Source organism: Fimbriimonas ginsengisoli Gsoil 348, assembly GCF_000724625.1.
Classification (GTDB): domain Bacteria; phylum Armatimonadota; class Fimbriimonadia; order Fimbriimonadales; family Fimbriimonadaceae; genus Fimbriimonas; species Fimbriimonas ginsengisoli.
Genome location: NZ_CP007139.1, coordinates 1,615,457 through 1,631,807, shown reverse-complemented (window position 1 = coordinate 1,631,807; position 16,351 = coordinate 1,615,457). Strand labels below are relative to the sequence as shown.

General features: G+C 62.0%; 11 protein-coding genes and 1 other RNA gene. 5 read left to right on the top strand and 7 right to left on the bottom strand.

The window, feature by feature from the left end:
* Positions 1 to 107: 107 nt before the first annotated feature.
* The 3 genes from moeB to OP10G_RS07475 all read right to left on the bottom strand — a co-directional run bounded on the left by moeB (position 108) and on the right by OP10G_RS07475 (position 4,076).
* Positions 108 to 1,190: a molybdopterin-synthase adenylyltransferase MoeB gene (moeB, locus tag OP10G_RS07485; RefSeq protein ID WP_084179761.1), complete on the bottom strand. Its 1,083-nt coding sequence runs from the start codon at positions 1,188 to 1,190 to the stop codon at positions 108 to 110.
* A 56-nt stretch (positions 1,191 to 1,246) separates the two neighbouring features.
* Positions 1,247 to 2,392 carry a hypothetical protein gene (locus OP10G_RS07480; RefSeq protein WP_025226510.1) on the bottom strand — a complete coding sequence of 382 codons (1,146 nt, stop codon included), beginning with the start codon at positions 2,390 to 2,392 and terminating at the stop codon, positions 1,247 to 1,249.
* Between the two features lie 163 nt (positions 2,393 to 2,555).
* The gene (locus OP10G_RS07475) at positions 2,556 to 4,076 is read right to left on the bottom strand and encodes an MFS transporter (protein WP_038472744.1); all 1,521 of its coding nucleotides are present in this window, start codon (positions 4,074 to 4,076) and stop codon (positions 2,556 to 2,558) included.
* 183 nt (positions 4,077 to 4,259) lie between these two features.
* On the opposite strand from OP10G_RS07475, the gene OP10G_RS24210 reads away from it, so the two are divergent.
* Positions 4,260 to 5,828: a hypothetical protein gene (locus OP10G_RS24210; protein WP_144241037.1), complete on the top strand. Its 1,569-nt coding sequence runs from the start codon at positions 4,260 to 4,262 to the stop codon at positions 5,826 to 5,828.
* 101 nt (positions 5,829 to 5,929) lie between these two features.
* Positions 5,930 to 6,289: a transfer-messenger RNA gene (gene ssrA / locus OP10G_RS25700) on the top strand.
* 587 nt (positions 6,290 to 6,876) lie between these two features.
* On the opposite strand, the gene OP10G_RS07465 is transcribed toward ssrA, so the two are convergent.
* Together OP10G_RS07465 and OP10G_RS07460 are read right to left on the bottom strand one after the other, a co-directional pair.
* Positions 6,877 to 8,067 carry a serine hydrolase domain-containing protein gene (locus tag OP10G_RS07465; protein WP_025226513.1) on the bottom strand — a complete coding sequence of 397 codons (1,191 nt, stop codon included), beginning with the start codon at positions 8,065 to 8,067 and terminating at the stop codon, positions 6,877 to 6,879.
* Positions 8,068 to 8,212: 145 nt separating this feature from the next.
* Positions 8,213 to 8,536, bottom strand: a complete 324-nt coding sequence (locus OP10G_RS07460; protein ID WP_025226514.1) for a hypothetical protein — start codon at positions 8,534 to 8,536, stop codon at positions 8,213 to 8,215.
* 93 nt (positions 8,537 to 8,629) lie between these two features.
* Between OP10G_RS07460 and OP10G_RS07455 the strand changes: the two genes are divergently transcribed.
* Positions 8,630 to 11,140, top strand: coding sequence for a TIM-barrel domain-containing protein (locus OP10G_RS07455; protein ID WP_025226515.1), 2,511 nt, complete (start codon positions 8,630 to 8,632; stop codon positions 11,138 to 11,140).
* 56 nt (positions 11,141 to 11,196) lie between these two features.
* On the opposite strand, the gene rimO is transcribed toward OP10G_RS07455, so the two are convergent.
* A complete protein-coding gene (gene rimO / locus OP10G_RS07450; RefSeq protein ID WP_025226516.1) occupies positions 11,197 to 12,597 on the bottom strand; it encodes a 30S ribosomal protein S12 methylthiotransferase RimO in 1,401 nt (466 codons plus the stop codon).
* An 83-nt stretch (positions 12,598 to 12,680) separates the two neighbouring features.
* Between rimO and OP10G_RS07445 the strand changes: the two genes are divergently transcribed.
* A complete protein-coding gene (locus tag OP10G_RS07445; protein ID WP_052547610.1) occupies positions 12,681 to 13,199 on the top strand; it encodes a Uma2 family endonuclease in 519 nt (172 codons plus the stop codon).
* Positions 13,200 to 13,353: 154 nt separating this feature from the next.
* Complete coding sequence (locus OP10G_RS07440; RefSeq protein WP_025226518.1) at positions 13,354 to 14,835, top strand: S10 family peptidase; 1,482 nt, start codon at positions 13,354 to 13,356, stop codon at positions 14,833 to 14,835.
* A gap of 159 nt (positions 14,836 to 14,994) precedes the next feature.
* Here the strand turns inward: OP10G_RS07440 and OP10G_RS07435 are convergent, their stop codons facing one another.
* Positions 14,995 to 16,239, bottom strand: a complete 1,245-nt coding sequence (locus tag OP10G_RS07435) for an MFS transporter (RefSeq protein ID WP_025226519.1) — start codon at positions 16,237 to 16,239, stop codon at positions 14,995 to 14,997.
* Between the last annotated feature and the right edge of the window lie 112 nt (positions 16,240 to 16,351).

The following is a 16,351-nucleotide window of genomic DNA, read 5'->3' as shown; positions in this document are numbered from 1 at the left end:
GGCTCCCCCGGGGATAAATCCCCGGGCTACGTGTGGGCGATGATAGTCAGCAGGCATTCGTGGCCGGGAGCGACCCTGCCAGACGGCGCGTCTGGAGGGATCGGACGTTAGGAAACGTCACGTTCCCACTCTCCGATTCCGCCGCGGAGATTGAGGACGTTTTCGAAGCCGGCGTCTCGGAGGATCGCGTGGGCTTTTGCTCCGCGGATTCCGGCTTGGCAGTAGACGACGGTTTGCTTTGTACGATCCAGCTCGTCCAGTCGGTCGGGCAGTTCGCCCAGCGGGATCAGCTTTGAGCCTTCGATTCGGTTCACCTCGTACTCGTCCGGCTCGCGGACGTCGACCAGCGTGAACGGCTCGTGCCGCTCGATCATGCCTTGGAGCGTTTGGGCGTCGATCGTCTCGTCCCGGCCGGGTAGGCCACAAAAACGCTCGTAGTCGATGAGCTTGGTGATCGTAGGATGCTCGCCGCAGACGGGACAATCTGGGTCGCGGCGGATGCGCACCTCCCGGAACCGCATCCCCAACGCCTCGTACAGCAAGAGTCGACCGACGAGCGGTTCCCCGGCGCCGAGGATCAGCTTGACGGTCTCCGTGGCCTGGATCAATCCGACGATTCCCGGCAAGACTCCAAGCACTCCCGCCTCCGCGCAGCTAGGCACCATCCCGGGAGGGGGCGGCTCCGGATAGAGGCATCGGTAGCACGGTCCGCCCGGCGCGCAAAAAACCGTCGCCTGCCCCTCGAACCGATAGATCGAACCGTAGACGTTGGTCTTGCCCAAGAGCACGCAGGCGTCGTTGACCAGGTAGCGCGACGGGAAGTTGTCGGTGCCGTCGACGACGTAGTCGTACTCGCGAATGATTTCCAGCGCGTTCTCGCTCGTGAGCATCGCCCGGTGCTTCACGACATGCACGTTCGGGTTGACGTCCTGAATGGCGTCCGCGGCGGAGTCCAGCTTGCTCCTCCCGACGTCCGACGTGCCATGGATCACCTGTCGATGCAGGTTGGTCAGATCGACGTCGTCGAAGTCGACGATCCCCAGCACCCCGACTCCCGACGCCGCCAAATACAGTGCCGTCGGAGATCCCAGCCCACCCGCGCCCACGAGCAGCACTCGCGCCGCCTTGAGCTTCTCCTGCCCCGGCACGCCAACCTCCGGCAAGATCAGATGCCGGCTATACCGAAGCATCTCCTCGTTCGTCAACTCCGTCTGCACGTCCCCTCCAGTGTACAGGCGTGTCGCTCTCACCGACGGTATAGGTCGTTCAATTCGAAGTACATGACTTTGAACGACCTGACCATCACTTTGAGCGGAACGGTGAAGACGCCGCCGGTTCGTGGATAGTCGGGGTCTCGGCCGGGGACGGCCCGGGGTCGGGAGGTGTCGCCCCAGGGGTTCCAGAGGGTGACCGTGTCGTTCTCGGGATCGAAATTGAAGGCGGCGTAGCTGTGGTTGCCGGTCATGCCGAAGGGCAGAGGGACCAGCCCAGAGTCTACGATCACCAGTTTCTTTGCTGCGAGCGTCTGCGTTAGTTGCCGCCGTACGTCGGTGGCGAGGCGGTCGAGATTTTCGGTGGGTACCACTTTGGCGTAATCGTTGACGAGAGGCACCGCTTTCATGGCAAATCCGGTCAATCCCTCCATCGCCTTGGCCACGTGCGGGTAGAGGTTTCCCTTTGGACCGCGAAGGGTCACCGGAGGTCTTCGAAAGAAAGCCATTCGGAGCACGCGCACCCAGAGGCCGTTATCTACCTTGACGTCGTAGATTCCTCGCTGCGCGTCGGTCAGCGGCGGGAGGTCGACCGTGACGTCGTCGGGGAAGGTGACGTGGTACCCCTTGTCGGTCTCATGGATCATCTGCTTGATTTCGTACGGATCGCGGTGGACGACGGCGCCGACGTGCGAGATGAACCAGCAGTACCCCCATCCCTCGTGAACGTCGCTCAGCTTGGGGCCCTCCGGACTGAAGAGGAAGGTAGGCGCATGGCGGAGCCGCCACAGGGCGGCGGTGTACTCCCATTGCAATGTCGGTCCCGCCATCGCCCGCTCTCGCCGGATCCGCGCGGCCTCTGCCGGAGGCGTGTCCTTGGGTAGCGGCGGAAACTTCTGCGGACGGTAGTTCTGGAAAAACGATTTCGGGTGATCCGGCAACCAAGGCGCCGTGTAGTACCAGTAGGCGATCGCCGCCAGGGCCGCGCCGGCGACGTCCTTGTTCGCCGGATCTTCGAACGCTTTCCAGATTTCCGAGCTCTCGAGAATGCCGTTGTGGTTGGCATCCCACCTGTCGAACTCTCGCGTCGTCACCTCGGCAAAGGTGGGGTCGGGCGGCGGCTTTTGCGCCGCATGAACCGTCGACGTAAGGCACAGGCCGGCAATCCACGCGATAAACATAACGCCCTACATTATCAACCGTTGAACACGTAAATAACATCTGCGAAGCGGCAAGCATTCCACGTGGAGCTACAGAACTGGAATGAGGGGACTTCCCCCGCTAATGCGTTCAGGCGAACACTAATGTCTCGTCCGCACTCTCGATGCAGAGGTGTTCGGAGGCTCATTCTGCTCCTTCTACCCGTGGTTTTTGCCTTCCGATGAGTAGAGCAGAACTGGCCGCTCCGATTACGGCTAACCCGAATCCGACCCACATGACCGCGCGAAAGCCGGAGACGAATGACTCTTTCACGGCGTTTGCCTCAGGGCCTGATTTGGCGGCGGCGGCCAGCTTGGAACGGTCGATTTGGGCGCGTTGCCCGGCCGACAGGCTCGGGTCGGAATCCAAGCGACGATTGAAGACCCAGGTCATCACGATGCCAAATCCCGCGATCGCGATCAGACCCGCCACTCGGGAAAGCGCGTTGTTCACCCCTGAAGCGATTCCGGCGCGGTCGGAGCCGACCGAGTTCATCACGGTCGTGGTCAACGGGGCGACGGTGATTGCCATGCCGAAACCAAGGACGAGGCAGCCGGGGAAGAACGTCGTCCAATAGGAACCTCCGATCCCGGGCATGCTGAACAAGACGAATCCGACCGACGCCAGCAGCGGTCCGACAGTCAACAGAGCCCGTGCGGGAAAGCGATCCAGAAGGCGGCCCGACCAGCGCGAAAGGGTGCCGACGAGAACGATAAACGGCAGCAGCGCCGCCCCGGCCGCCGTCTCCGAGTACCCCTGCACCTGGACCAGGTTCAGCGGCAAGAAGAAAAACACTCCGCTCAGGGCGCCGTAAAGGAATAGCGTGAGCAGACCGGTACCGGTGAAATCCAGCGATTTAAACAGAGTCAGCGGCAGCATCGGCGATCTCTCGCGCCATTCGACGACCACGAACCCGGCGAGTGCGAGGGCCCCGGCGACGCCGGCGGTGGCCGACGACTGCAAGAAACCGTAGACGACTCCCCCGAGGCCGAGCGTGGCCAACACCGTTCCGCTCCAGTCGATCGCCGGCCGATTCTCAGCCGGGGCGGATGCCGGGACTCGCCACTTGACGATGGCCAGCACGGCGACGGCGATCGGTACATTGATAAAAAACACCCACCGCCACGAGAAATGCTGGGCGAGGAAGCCGCCGATAACCGGCCCGGCCGCAGCGGCGATCGAGGTAAGTCCGGACCAGAGGCCGATCGCGTTGCCCAACTCTTCGCGAGGGAACGATACGCTAACCAACGCCAAGCTTGTGGGCACGAGGAGCGCGCCGCCGACCCCCTGAACCGCTCGCGCAACGATCAGATCGGTAATGTTCGGTGAGAGACCGCACCAGACGGAGGCGGCGGTAAATAGGATGACGCCGATGCCGAAGATTCTCGCCTGACCGAAGAGGTCACCGAGCGAACCGCCCGTCAGGAGCAGGGCAGCCAGGAACAAAGTGTACGACTCAACCAGCCACTGGATTTCGGTTACCGAGGCGTGAAGCGCCGACTGGATAGCCGGCAGCGCCACGTTGACCGCGGTTCCATCGATGAAGGCCATGCTGGAGCCGAGGATTGCGGCGGCCAACGCCCAAGATCCTGTCCGCCGCGCCGCGTTCTTGGAATGCGAGGCGAGGATGACGGCGTTGTCACATGCGGTGGGGCCGTGATTCAAGTCATTCGATTATTCGCCAACTCTGCTAATGGGCGGCAATCCCGTTGTGGCCGAGCTGGCCGATCGTGGCCTCGGGGCCGTTACGGAGGTAGAACGAGCGGAAGGTCCGCCGCCTTAACGCGCTCAAGCGAACTCTCGAGCTTCGAGCGCACTCTCTATCGATAGGTATCTCCGGAGGCTCATGTGACTAAGCGCGTCTGTGGTTTGGTGTTTCTTCTCCTTCTCTCCCTCGTCCTGTCTTTAGGATGCGGCGGAGGAGGAGGCGGGGGTGGCACTAACAACCCGGGCGGGATTTCGATCTCGATAAGCCCAACCACCGCAACCGTCGCGCCGGGCGCGACCAAGAGCTTTACGGCAACGGTGACCGGAACCGAAAGCACGGGCGTTAGCTGGTCCGCTTCCGGCGGTTCGATCTCAAACTCGGGGCTGTTCACTGCTCCGGCCGCGACCGGCACCTACACCGTTCGAGCTACAAGCGTGGCGGATCCTGGCGTCTCGGCGATCGCCACCGTGACGGTAGCGACCGGGGATGTGGTCGTCGCCGTAACCCCCGCGGGCACCACTTTGGGTTTGGGCCAGAGCCGAAGCTTTACCGCTACCGTCACCGGCGTTGCCGACCAGAGCGTGACTTGGGAGGCGAGCGGCGGCTCCATTACGCCGACCGGCTTCTTCACCGCGCCGAATACCGCCGGCGTCTACACGATCACTGCGCATAGCGTTGCCCGGCCCGATGTCAGCGGCAGCACCACCGTAACCGTAAGCGGTACCGAATTGACGGTGTTCGTAACCCCGCAAAACGCGGTGCTGGGGACCACGGAGACTATCGACTTCGATGCCATCGTAACGAACGCCACGAACACCAACGTCACCTGGAGCGCCTCGCAGGGAACGATCACCTCGACCGGCCTCTACACCGCGCCGTCGACGGCGGGAACATATACCGTGACCGCCAAGAGCGTTCAGGATCCGACGAAGTCGGCCACCGTCAGCGTTCAGGTACGCGCCATCGTCGTCACGGTTTCGCCAACGACGACCACGATGGTCACCGGGACTCAACGAACGTTCACCGCTACCGTAACCGGTCCCAAGAACAAGGCGGTGGCATGGACTGCGCCCGATGGGGGAACGGTTACCTCCGCCGGGCTTTTCACGGCGCCCAACTCTCCGGGAACCTACCGCGTCGTGGTGACGAGTACGGCCGACCCAAGAAGCTCGGCGACCGCCACCATCACTGTGGTCGCGCCGACGGTGAAGACCTACAACTTCGACACCGGGATCCCAGCGGATTGGACGCCGACCACCAAGAATGAAACTTCCCCTACCGGCCGAATCTTCCTCGGCCGCCTGTCCGGAAGCGACACCGCAACGTTGTCTCTGACCGGGCTAACGCCGCATACGAGCCTTCGGCTCACGTTCGACCTGTTCGTGATCGGCGACTGGGAGAACGACCTTCTCAATATCACGTTCGACGGAACTAGCAAGTTCAACTACGGCTTCTCCAATGTGACCGGTAAGACGCAGTCGTACCCCGACAATGCCGCGAACGCCCCGGGGACCGGGCGGCTCGAGGCGAACGTGTTGGGCTATCCGTTTGCCGGAACGATCCTGTACAAGGACACCGTGTACAGGATCACGCTCACCGTTCCACACTCCGGCACCACCGCTCAGATCGTCTTCGGCGCGGCGTTGACGCGCACTTTGGCGAACCAGAGCTGGGGTCTGGACAACGTGAAACTGGAGGCGCTCCCCTAGAAATTAGCATCGGCTCCCCGCCGATGAGCGTCATTGGGCTCATCGGCGGGGAGCCGATGTTACGGGGGGGACGCCGGCGGAGTAGAATAGAGATGTCAAATGGGGGCGAACGGGTTCGACAGAGCCGGATCGACTCTTAGTTGCGAGCCGTGGATTCTCGTTGGCCACGTAAAAAACGGGAAAAAAAGTAGCTGCGAATAACAACTACGCCTTCGCTGCCTAATTTAGGCTAGCGGGTCCGTCGTTCTCGAGCCGGTAGGGAGCGTTCACGGGTCTAATAAAATCCGGATCGGTTGGCAAGCTTCCGTCTGTAGCGAGCCGATCTAAATAAATCAGACTGGACGACCGCCCAGGCGGCCCCGGCAGAGGGCGGCGTCGAGATAAAGTACAGGGGAGACGCTCGTGGTTAATTGAGAGGCCGACGGTTTTGGAAGGGAGTTCAACTCTCCCCGCCTCCACCATCCTTTTAGGTTCAAACGGACCAATCTGACATCTTGACTGTCCTGTTGTCCGGCACTGGCATCTGCGTCGTCGGGCGCCTTGGCAACATTGCGTCTGGTCCTTCATCGGTAATCACCGCGACTACGACTCCTTGATCTAGTCTGGGGGGTCTGCGACCGCCTCCGGGGTCGATTCGGGCCGGCCCTTGTTCCCCGGGCAGGAAACCCGGGGCTAATTTCTGGCACCCTTCCAGGGTGGATGCCCGGAAGGGAGAATCCCGGAAATGAGCCGTGTCGGTCCGCGAGAGACCGTCAACCTTCATTCTTTGGATGTTCTTGTGCAACTTTGTCGGCCATTCGGGGCTGTCCGCAGGTACGAACCAACCTGCGGCTACACGGCTTCGCCGTAAAACGCTGCATCCGTTCCGACCTCGGAGAGGTCACATAAATTAGCCCGGGGTTTCCTACCCCGGGAAAGAAGGACCGCCCATTGCCCGACCCTGAAAGGGTCGCAGAGCCCCTCCATATGCCGCCTAGAACTTCAAGGTGTTCAGCACGTTGCCGCGAGAGAACCCGTGCGATACCGTCGCCGGGGAACGCCACCGGCTTTAGAGCCCATCTTTAAGAGCCAGAACACTCTCGACGAAGTCGTCGAATGGATCCAGCGGACCTTTCTTCTTCGGATCGGCCGCGTTCATCCGAACGGCGACGATGTTTACTTTAGGCAAGACCACAAGGTAGTTCCCGAGAAAACCCTGGGCGTAAAAGCCGGGATAAGGGCCGGCGTCGCCGCGATCTACTTTGGGCGAGTAGGCACTGGGCGGATTGCCCAGGGACTTCAGGAGGGGGAGCATGGTGCGAAAGTCGCGGCCCGGTCCCAGTAGCTTCCGTACCGCCGAGATGGCGGTGGCCTGATTGTCGTACACCCGGTTTTCGAGGGGCCTCAGGCGCTCCACGATCGACTCGGGGGCCTCCTGTTTCCATCTCTGAAGGGTGTAGTAGGTGATGGAGAGCTTCCAACTAGTGGGCACGCCCCACCAGAGGAATCCGGTTGGCTGGCCCCATTGCTCGGAGAGCGGGGTCACGCGGGTGGATTCGTCGATCCAGGCCTGGGGAACGACGGTTTTTCCTTCCCAAACACCCCCGGCGGCCAACATGAGGCCGATCTTGGCCAGGTCGTTGGGGAGGATGGCGAGGCCGGACATCCCTTGCGGGTTCCCGACCGGATCTTTCGCCCAATGGTAATCGACGATGCCCAGCGGTTTGAACAGCCGCTTGTCGAGAAAGAGGTCAAGAGGCTCTCCCGCCGCCTTGCCGACGACCCCCGCCAGAAGGTTTACCGCTCGATTGTTGTAGAAGTATGCGGTGCCGGGAGGCGCGGCCAAGGGAGCATCGAGGGCGTTCTTGACGAAGTCCGAACTCGAGTAGATATCCTCCGTCGTCTCATTCGCCCGAATTCCCGAAGAGTGAGTCAGGAGGTGCCGAATCGTGATCGCTTCCTTGCCGCCTCCGGTGTAGCCGGGGTAGAAACGGCTGACCGGGACGTCGACGCTCTCCAGTTTCCCTTCCGCGATGAGAATGCCGACGGCAAGAGAGACGATCGATTTTGTCGCCGACATACAGTGGATCGGCTTTACCGCCCATCCGAAGGTTTCGACCACGACCTTCTTGCCGTCGGCGTAGACGACCAGGGCCGAAGAGTCTGTCTTTCGCGCTCGTTCGACAAGCGCCTGAAGCTTCTTGGCGTCGATCTCGGAGCCTCGAAGGAATGTCGAAATGGCGATGGCGGCGACGAGCATCTCGTTGAGTATAGGAATTAAAGCGCCTGCCGCGACACCGAACCGCCGCGGCCGGGCGGAGACCATCGCCCTCACGAAAGAATCCCGGATGCTCAGCCTGCAAGGCCGGGATTACCTCAATGTGATCGCCGGCCGTACCTTAGCGCTACTCCTCGTCTTCGTCGAGCTCGACTTCGGCCGCGACGAGATTGGGGCCGCCCTCGTGGCGGGTGACGCGGACAACCTCGCCGGACTCGGGGTCGTGAAGCAGCACGTCCATCAGCCGCTCCCCTTCAGGATTTTCGTCGTCGACGATCATTTCCGGCTCGCCCAGGCTCGACTCGTACTGGTCGATCACCTCGCCGATCTCTTTCCCGTCGAACGGGTTGTAATCCGCCGGAGCGCCCGCGGGCACATCGATCTCGATCGTCCCCTCTCGCACGATGGTCACCTGATAGTAAAACGTCGCCTCGTAACTCTTCTTGGGCATGCGACAGTTTAGCTCGCCAATGGTTAAGGATTCTTCCGACGGCCAGTGCTGCCCTCGTGCGCGTTGGCCATACCGAGAGGTTATCCTGTTGGCATGTTCGGTTATTTGGCCCTCGCCGCTCGCGTCCCGGTCGCGGTGGAGTGCGGCGACATTAAGATTCAGATCCTCTCTCCGTCGCTCTTCCGATTGGAGAAGAAGGGCCCGAAAGGGTTTGAGGACCGTGCGACGTTCAACGTCGTCAATCGCGACATCGGGAGCCCGAGGTTCCTGAGCAAGGCGTCTGGCAACGAAATCGAGATCAAGACGCCGCGCTTCATCATCCGCTGCCCCAAGGTCGCCCACTCGCTGAGCGAGGTCAAGGTCACCACTCCGGGCGGCGAGACTTTGTACCAGCCGAAAGACGAGCCGGTCCCGTCCCAATTCCTACCCGCGCCCGGAAAGATGCCGAAGACGTGGGCGATGAGCGACTATCCCCGCCTGGTGCAAGCCGGCAAGGGCTGGGACCGAGGCAACAACGCTACCGACCTTTACGTCTTCGTCCCCACCGACTACCAGAATCTGCGCCACGACTTTCTCGCCCTTACCGGGCCGACCGAGAAGCCGCCGCTGTACGCCCTCGGCTTCATCGACAGCCGCTACCATCCCTATACCGAACAGGAAGCGCTCGGCGTCATCGATACCTACCGGAAGAAGCGGATCCCGCTCGACATGTTCGTGGTGGACACCGACTGGCGGATCAACGGCTCGCACGGATACGAGGTCGAGTCGAAGTATTTCCCGGATATGCCCCGGTTCATGCGCGAGGCTCACGATCGGAACGTGCGGTTGATGTTTAACGACCACCCGGATCCGGTTTCGCCCGATCCGCTCTCGCCGAAGGAGCTGGAGTACCGAAGAAAGGGGCTCACCAAGATGCTGGGGATGGGGCTCGACGTGTGGTGGTACGACCGGAACTGGTCGACCAGCCTTGGCGAGCCGCTTCCGGGCTTGCGCAAGGAGGTTTGGGGGCAGTGGCTTTACCGCACGATCACCCTCGATTTCCGGCCCGAGCTACGGCCGCTGATCATGACCAACTTCCAGGGGATCGACAACGGTTACCGGAGCTACGCGCCGCAGCCCGCCGGACACCGGTATCCGATGTGGTGGACTGGCGACACGCGGGCGGAGTGGGAATTCCTCCAGCGCGGAGTGCAGAACGGCGTGGACATGGGCGTGCTCGCGCTTACCCCGTTCCTCGGTGAGGACCTGGGCGGGCACGTCGGCCAGCCCTCCCCAGAGCTTTACGTTCGCTACCTTCAGTACGGCTGTCTCTCCCCGACGACCCGCGTCCATTGCACCCGTGGCGAGACGAGATATCCCTGGGAGTACGGACCCCAGGCCGAGCGGATCGTGACCGACTACGCGCGGCTCCGATATCGTCTGATGCCGACCCTCTACTCAGCGGCCCACCAGGCGTATGAGGACGGGACGCCGTTGCTGCGCCGTTGCGATCTGGAGTGGCCGACCTATGCTGAAGCGGCGCACAACGACCAGTACATGCTTGGCGGTGACCTCTTGGTCGCCCCAATTATATCGAGCGAGTCGGAGACGGCAACCCCGATTCCCACAGGCGGCTTGAAAGCCGAGTTCTTTAAGGGAGTGGAGTTGGCCGGGGAACCGGTCCTTACAAGGACCGATTCTCAACTATCGTTTGACTGGGGGGAGGGAGCGCCGGCGGCTGGCGTTCCGGAAGACAGATTCTCCGCCCGCTGGACCGGCGAGACCGCGCCTGCGCCAAAGACCGGGACCTATACGATCGTGACCCATTCGGACGACGGGATTCGGCTCTGGTTCGATGGGCGCAAGGTCGTCGATGCCTGGCGGCCGCAGAACAATGAGGTGCACTCGTTCAAGGTCCAGTTAGAGGCGGGAAGCCGCCACACGATCCGCCTCGAGTACTACGAAGGAACCGGCAACGCCCGGATCAAGCTGGCTTGGATTCCACCGAGCGACCGTCCCGATGGCGAAACGAAGCGAGACGTCTGGATCCCGCCGGGGCAGTGGCGCTCGGTCTATACCGGGGAGACCGTCCAAGGACCGCGAACGGTTTCCGTAAGCGCTCCGCTTTGGCAATGCCCGATGTGGGCTCGCGCCGGGGGCTTGATCACCCTGGCGCCGGAGATGCAGTACACGGGCGAGAAGCCCTGGGACTCGCTGACGCTCGAGGCGTTCGCCCTCGATAGGAACGGGACCGTGCGGCGCGAGCTCGTGGAGGACGACGGAACTTCCAACGAATACCTTCGAAACAAGGTGGAGCGAACGGAGATCTCCCAAACTCGGCAGGATAACCAAATCACGCTTACGATCGGCGGCTCTTCCGGTTCGTTCAGAAACATGCCGGCCTCTCGCAAGTGGCGGGTACGGCTGAACCTTCCGGTTAACGGCAACGTCCGCGAGGTCTCGATCGACGGCAGGCCGACTCGGGAGTTTCAGGTCGTGTCGGGAACGAGTCGCCCCGGGGCTCCGCTTCAAGGCGGCAACGATGCTCGTGGACGGGTTCTTATCGCCGACCTACCCACGGCCAGCGTCCGCAAAGGCAGAACCGTAACGGTTTGGCTCAGGTAACCCGCGAGGGAAGGGGGGCAGAGTCGCCCTCCTTCATTGCCCCCATGGGAGAGGGGCTACAGTGGCTTGGCCGGGCCAGCCATGCGAAGCGGAGTCATCGTTCGGGCTGCCGAGACCGGAATGCGGGTCATCTCCGCGTATAAGTCGTAATGCTCCGCGCCGTTCACCCGGGCGGTGACGATGCTTCCCGGCTCCGCTTCGCCTTGGACGAAAACGAGACCGTCGATCTCCGGGGCGTCGCGGTGCGAGCGGCCGATGAGCCAGCCGTCGCGTTTGTCTTCGATCAACACTTGGAGATCGCGGCCGATCCAGGCCTCGTTCTTCTCCAGCGAGATCCCTTGCTGGAGGCGCATGAGCCGGTCGTATCGCTCCTGCTTTATTCGCGGTGCGACCTGGTTCTCGAGATCGTGGGCCGGGGTGCCGGGCTCCTTGCTGAACATGAAGGCGCCGACCCGGTCGAGCCGGGCGTCGCGGGTGAAATCGATCATGTGCTGGAACTCGGCATCAGTTTCACCCGGAAAGCCGACGATGAAAGTCGTCCGAATCGCGCACTGCGGCATCGCCGCCCGTACTTTTTCGAAGAGTCGTAGGTATCGCTCGCCGTCCCACGGCCGGTGCATCCGGCGAAGGGTGTCGGGGTGGGTGTGCTGCAGCGGGATGTCGATGTAGGGCAGCACTTTCTCGCACGACGACATCGTCTCGATCACTTCGTCGGTGAGGCGGTTCGGATAGAAGTAAAGCAGCCGGATCCACTTGATCCCGTCGACGGCGTTGAGCTCGCGGAGCAGCTTCGGCAGGGTGAACTCGCGGTATAGATCGAAGCCGTACTGAGTCACATCCTGGGCAATCAGGTTGATCTCTTGGGCTCCGGTCCTTGCCAGGTGTTGCGCTTCGGCGAGGACACGCTCGATCGGCTTGCTCTGATGTCCGCCGCGAAACGATGGGATGGTGCAGAAGGTGCATTTGTGGTCGCACCCCTCCGAAATCTTGAGGTAGGCGCTCCACGGCCGGCCGGACCTCGCGCGGGTCTGAACATCGGCCCATCGGTGGTGGGGCGCCGTCACCTCGACGTTTGCCTCGCGCGCCTGCTGAACCTCCAGCGCAATCTCGGCGAACCGGGCCATTTGCCCGACGCCGATGTACAGGTCCGCCCCCGGCGCAAGTCGCTGGAGCTCCGGCCCGAGCCGTTGGGCGAGACAGCCCGCCACGATGACCTTGCCGGTGCGCCCCGCTCGCTTCTCGCGAACCGCTTCTTTGATCGCCTTGACCGACTCGTCCTTTGCGGATTCGAGGAAGCCGCAGGTGTTGATAATCGTCAGCGCCGTCTTCTTGGCCGCGCCGTCGACGTCGTATCCAGCGCCGAGCAGGACGCCCGCGATCTCCTCGCTATCCACCTCATTCTTGGCGCAACCGAGCGTAACGATCCGGACCTTTGACGACGAAGAAACCACGGGCATCAAGTGAAGTATGACGTCCGTAGCGGCCAGAGCATCCCCCGTAGCGTCGGCGCCTCGCCGATGCCTCCGGCTACGGCGCTATCATGGAAGCGATGATGGGGATATCGGACGCCGAGCTGATGCAAGTGATTGACGAAGCCCACGAAGCTGGCGTCAAGCTTGAGATCCACCAAGGGCTGCCGATTTGGGAGTTTCTTCCCTCGCCGATTCATGCGATTGTCGCTGAGCGAGTTTCCCAATCCGTCCGCAAGACGACTGGCGACGAAAGCGGTTGCGGATGTTTTCACTACCAAGATATGTCGATACGATTCCCCGATGGGTCGATCCGCCGTCCGGATATCTCGATCTTCTGCGAAGAGCCGTCGCCTACTCAGACGGCGACGACCTCGATTCCAAAAGCGGTCGTGGAAATCGTTTCTCCGGGGTCCGAGATAAAGGATCTGGAGCTAAGCCCGCCTTTCTATTTGCTCCACGGAGTTCTCGATGTCGTCGTGTTCGACCCCCGAACCGGCATGGCTTCGCACTTCCGGCGAGAAGAACGAAAGCAGCTTCAATCGCCTTTTGAACTTGCGCTCGAGTGTGGCTGTAGCGTGAGTGTGTAGGATCGGCTTCTAAACCCAGGGCGTCACTAGCGCCTGCTTAGTTCCGGCGTGCTTTTTTCAGGGGCGGGCCGCCCCTGATACCCACGGGCGAGCCGCCCGGTGCCACGGTGGTTCATCGCCTGGGAGGCGATGCTACGTATACTGCCGGTCAGCTATGCCCGTCCCGCTCCTCGCTCTCCTTGCTCTTGCTCAAACTCCGGCCGCACCGGCGGTCGACTCCAATTGGGTTCGCCGCGAACATAGCGCGACTCTTGCCGGTAAGGCGCTTAGTTACACCACTACCGCGGGGTCGATGCCGATTCGGAACAATCAAGGCGAGACGGAAGGGCGGATTTTCTTCACGGCTTACCGGGTGAAAGAGAGCGGCGCGAAGCGGCCGGTGACGTTCGTTTTCAACGGAGGACCCGGCTCGGCATCGCTCTGGCTACATCTGGGGTTCGTCGGCCCCAAACGCGTGAAGATGGAGCCAGATGGGATGATGCCGCCGCCCCCTTATGAGCTGGTGGCGAACGACGAATCGCTATTGCCGGAGACGGACCTTGTCATGATCGACCCGGTGGGCACCGGCTACAGCCGGCCGGAGAAGCCGGAGTACGGAAAGAAATTCTGGGGCGTGCAGGAAGATATCCGGAGCGTCGGCGAGTTCATCCGGATGTATCTGACGGAGGAGCAGCGGTGGCTTTCGCCGGTCTTCGTCCTGGGAGAAAGCTACGGAGGGATCCGAGGCGCTGGTCTCGCCGAGTGGCTGAACGGCAACGGAATCGGCCTCAACGGCCTCATTTTGGTTTCGCCATACCTGAACGGAAACACCGCCGACTTCAGCAAGGCGAACGATCAGCCGTATGCTTTCTACCTCCCCACCTATTCCGCCGCCGCCTGGTACCACCACAAGCTTCCCGCGGATCTGGAAAAGAAGCCGGTCGGCGAGGTAGTGAAGGAGGTTCAAGCGTGGGTTTACGACGAGTATCTGCCCGCGCTGACCCGCGGCGATACTCTTTCGCCAGACAAACGAAAGGCGATCCGCCAGAAGCTCCAGCGGTACACCGGCCTCAGCGAAACGTATCTAGAGAACACGAATTTGCGCATCCGCGACAACAGCTTCTACAAGGAGCTGCGACGCGCCGACCACTACAGCGTTGGTCGCCTCGATGCCCGCTTTGTTGGCCTCGACCGGCTTTGGTCGGACGCCGGTCCGGACTTCGACGCGGCCAACAGCGCCATCACGCCCCCGTTCGTCTCCTGCATGAACGACTACGTTCGGGGCGAGCTTGGCTTTAAGAGCGACCTCAAATACTACGTGCTTGGGGAGGGGCTCACCGACTCCTGGAATTTTGGCTCCGGCGCGCTCGATACCAGCGAGTCGCTCCGGAACGCGCTTCACCAGAACCCGTACACCAAGCTCTTTGTGGCGATGGGATACTACGACTTCGCGTGTCCGCTCGGTACCGTCGAGCAGTCGATCAACCAGATGGAGCTCGATCCGCGACTCAAGTCGAACATCCACCGCGGCTACTACCCGGCCGGCCACATGATGTACCTCGACACTCCCAGCCGCCGTAAGCTGCACGACGATCTCGCCGGTTTCTACCGCGAGGCGATCGCGCCGAAGGCGCCAGCCGGGACGATCAGGGAGTAGCCCGTGGCACTGGCTTCCAGCCAGTGGGTTCCAAGGGCATCCTGCCCGTGGCGTTCTTTCACGACCAGAATGGTCGTGGGGTTCATCAGCTGGGAGCCGATGCTACGTGTACACGACCAGGATGGTCGTGATACACACGGGCTGGAAGCCCGTGCCACCTTACACTTCTTTCGGCTCGAAGGACAGTCGTCGTAGCTCCGGCGCCAGCTTTGCCGTTGCTGCGACGACCAAGAGGGTCAGCACACCTCCCGCCCATACCGAGCGAGCCGTGCCCATCAGCCGGGCGAAAATTCCGCTCTCCATGGCGCCCAGCTCGTTAGATGATCCGATGAAGACCCAGCTCACGGCGGCGACCCGTCCGCGCAGATGCTCCGGCGTGAGCATCCGCAGGATCACTCCCCGGATCACCATATTTACTCCGTCGAAACCGCCGCTTGCGGCCAAGGCTAAGAGCGAGAGATAGAAGTTTTTCGAGACGCCGAATACGATCATCGAGATTCCAAACGCCCCGACGGAAAGCAAGAGGTTGACTCCAGCCCGCTTTACCGGCGGGTGCCGGGTGGTCCAGAGCATCACGAGAAGCGCGCCGACGGAGGGCGCCGCGTTCAGGAACCCGAACCCTTGCGGCCCGACTTTCAGGATGTCGGTCGCAAAGATCGGCAGAAGTGCAATGGCCCCACCGAAAAAGACGGCGAACAGATCCAGCGCCATCGAGCCGACCAGCGACTGGTTGTGGACCACAAAATGGATTCCCTCACGAATGCTGAGCCACACCGATTCATGCGGCTGCGACTCCGGAATCGGACGCTTCGCGACCTGGTAGACGCATCCCCAGCTAAGAATCTGTAGACCCGCGATGATGAGGTACGTCCTGGCCGGCCCGAGTCCGGCGAAGGCGAAACCCGCCATCATCGGTCCCGCGATCGCGGACATCTGCCAGACGCTGCTCGACCAAGCGGAGGCGTTGACATAGACTTCGCGCGGGACAACCTGGGCTTCGAATGCCGATCCGGCTGGGTTAGCGAAACCGCGTGCGATTCCCGCCACAAATACGATTCCGTACAGAGCCAGAACCGGCGGCTTGGCGATCCACCATGAGAGCGCGGCAAAGGCCAGCGCGCACAGGACCGAAACGGTTCCGGTTAACAGGACCAGCATCCGCCGGTCTCGGTTGTCCGCGACATGCCCACCGTACAGCACCAGCGATAATGCCGGAATCGCCTCCACCAACCCCAGGAACCCCAGCGCCAGCGGATCTTTGGTGATGGCGTAGACCTGGAAGCCGATCACTACCGCCAAACCACGCCCGGCAAGCCCGGAAAGGGCCGCAGAGGCGATGAGCATCCGGACATCGCGAAACCGCAACGCCGCGTACGGATCGCGGGTTTCGGGGGTGGGACTCATGAACCCTAGAGAATAGCATCGGGGCGTTGGCGATTAGCAGTTAGTGGCGAGCCGCGGAAGGTGATATACTCACCTTATATAAACCGCTTCATATAGAGCGGTCTATACCCTT

Excerpts from the sequence above, each read along its gene's own strand:
- moeB (WP_084179761.1), bottom strand. The coding sequence starts at position 1,190 with ATGCTTCGGTATAGCCGGCATCTGATCTTGCCGGAGGTTGGCGTGCCG.
- OP10G_RS07480 (WP_025226510.1), bottom strand. The coding sequence starts at position 2,392 with ATGTTTATCGCGTGGATTGCCGGCCTGTGCCTTACGTCGACGGTTCAT.
- OP10G_RS07465 (WP_025226513.1), bottom strand. The coding sequence starts at position 8,067 with ATGCTCGTCGCCGCCATCGCCATTTCGACATTCCTTCGAGGCTCCGAG.
- OP10G_RS07460 (WP_025226514.1), bottom strand. The coding sequence starts at position 8,536 with ATGCCCAAGAAGAGTTACGAGGCGACGTTTTACTATCAGGTGACCATC.
- OP10G_RS07455 (WP_025226515.1), top strand. The coding sequence starts at position 8,630 with ATGTTCGGTTATTTGGCCCTCGCCGCTCGCGTCCCGGTCGCGGTGGAG.
- rimO (WP_025226516.1), bottom strand. The coding sequence starts at position 12,597 with ATGCCCGTGGTTTCTTCGTCGTCAAAGGTCCGGATCGTTACGCTCGGT.
- OP10G_RS07445 (WP_052547610.1), top strand. The coding sequence starts at position 12,681 with ATGGAAGCGATGATGGGGATATCGGACGCCGAGCTGATGCAAGTGATT.
- OP10G_RS07440 (WP_025226518.1), top strand. The coding sequence starts at position 13,354 with ATGCCCGTCCCGCTCCTCGCTCTCCTTGCTCTTGCTCAAACTCCGGCC.
- OP10G_RS07435 (WP_025226519.1), bottom strand. The coding sequence starts at position 16,239 with ATGAGTCCCACCCCCGAAACCCGCGATCCGTACGCGGCGTTGCGGTTT.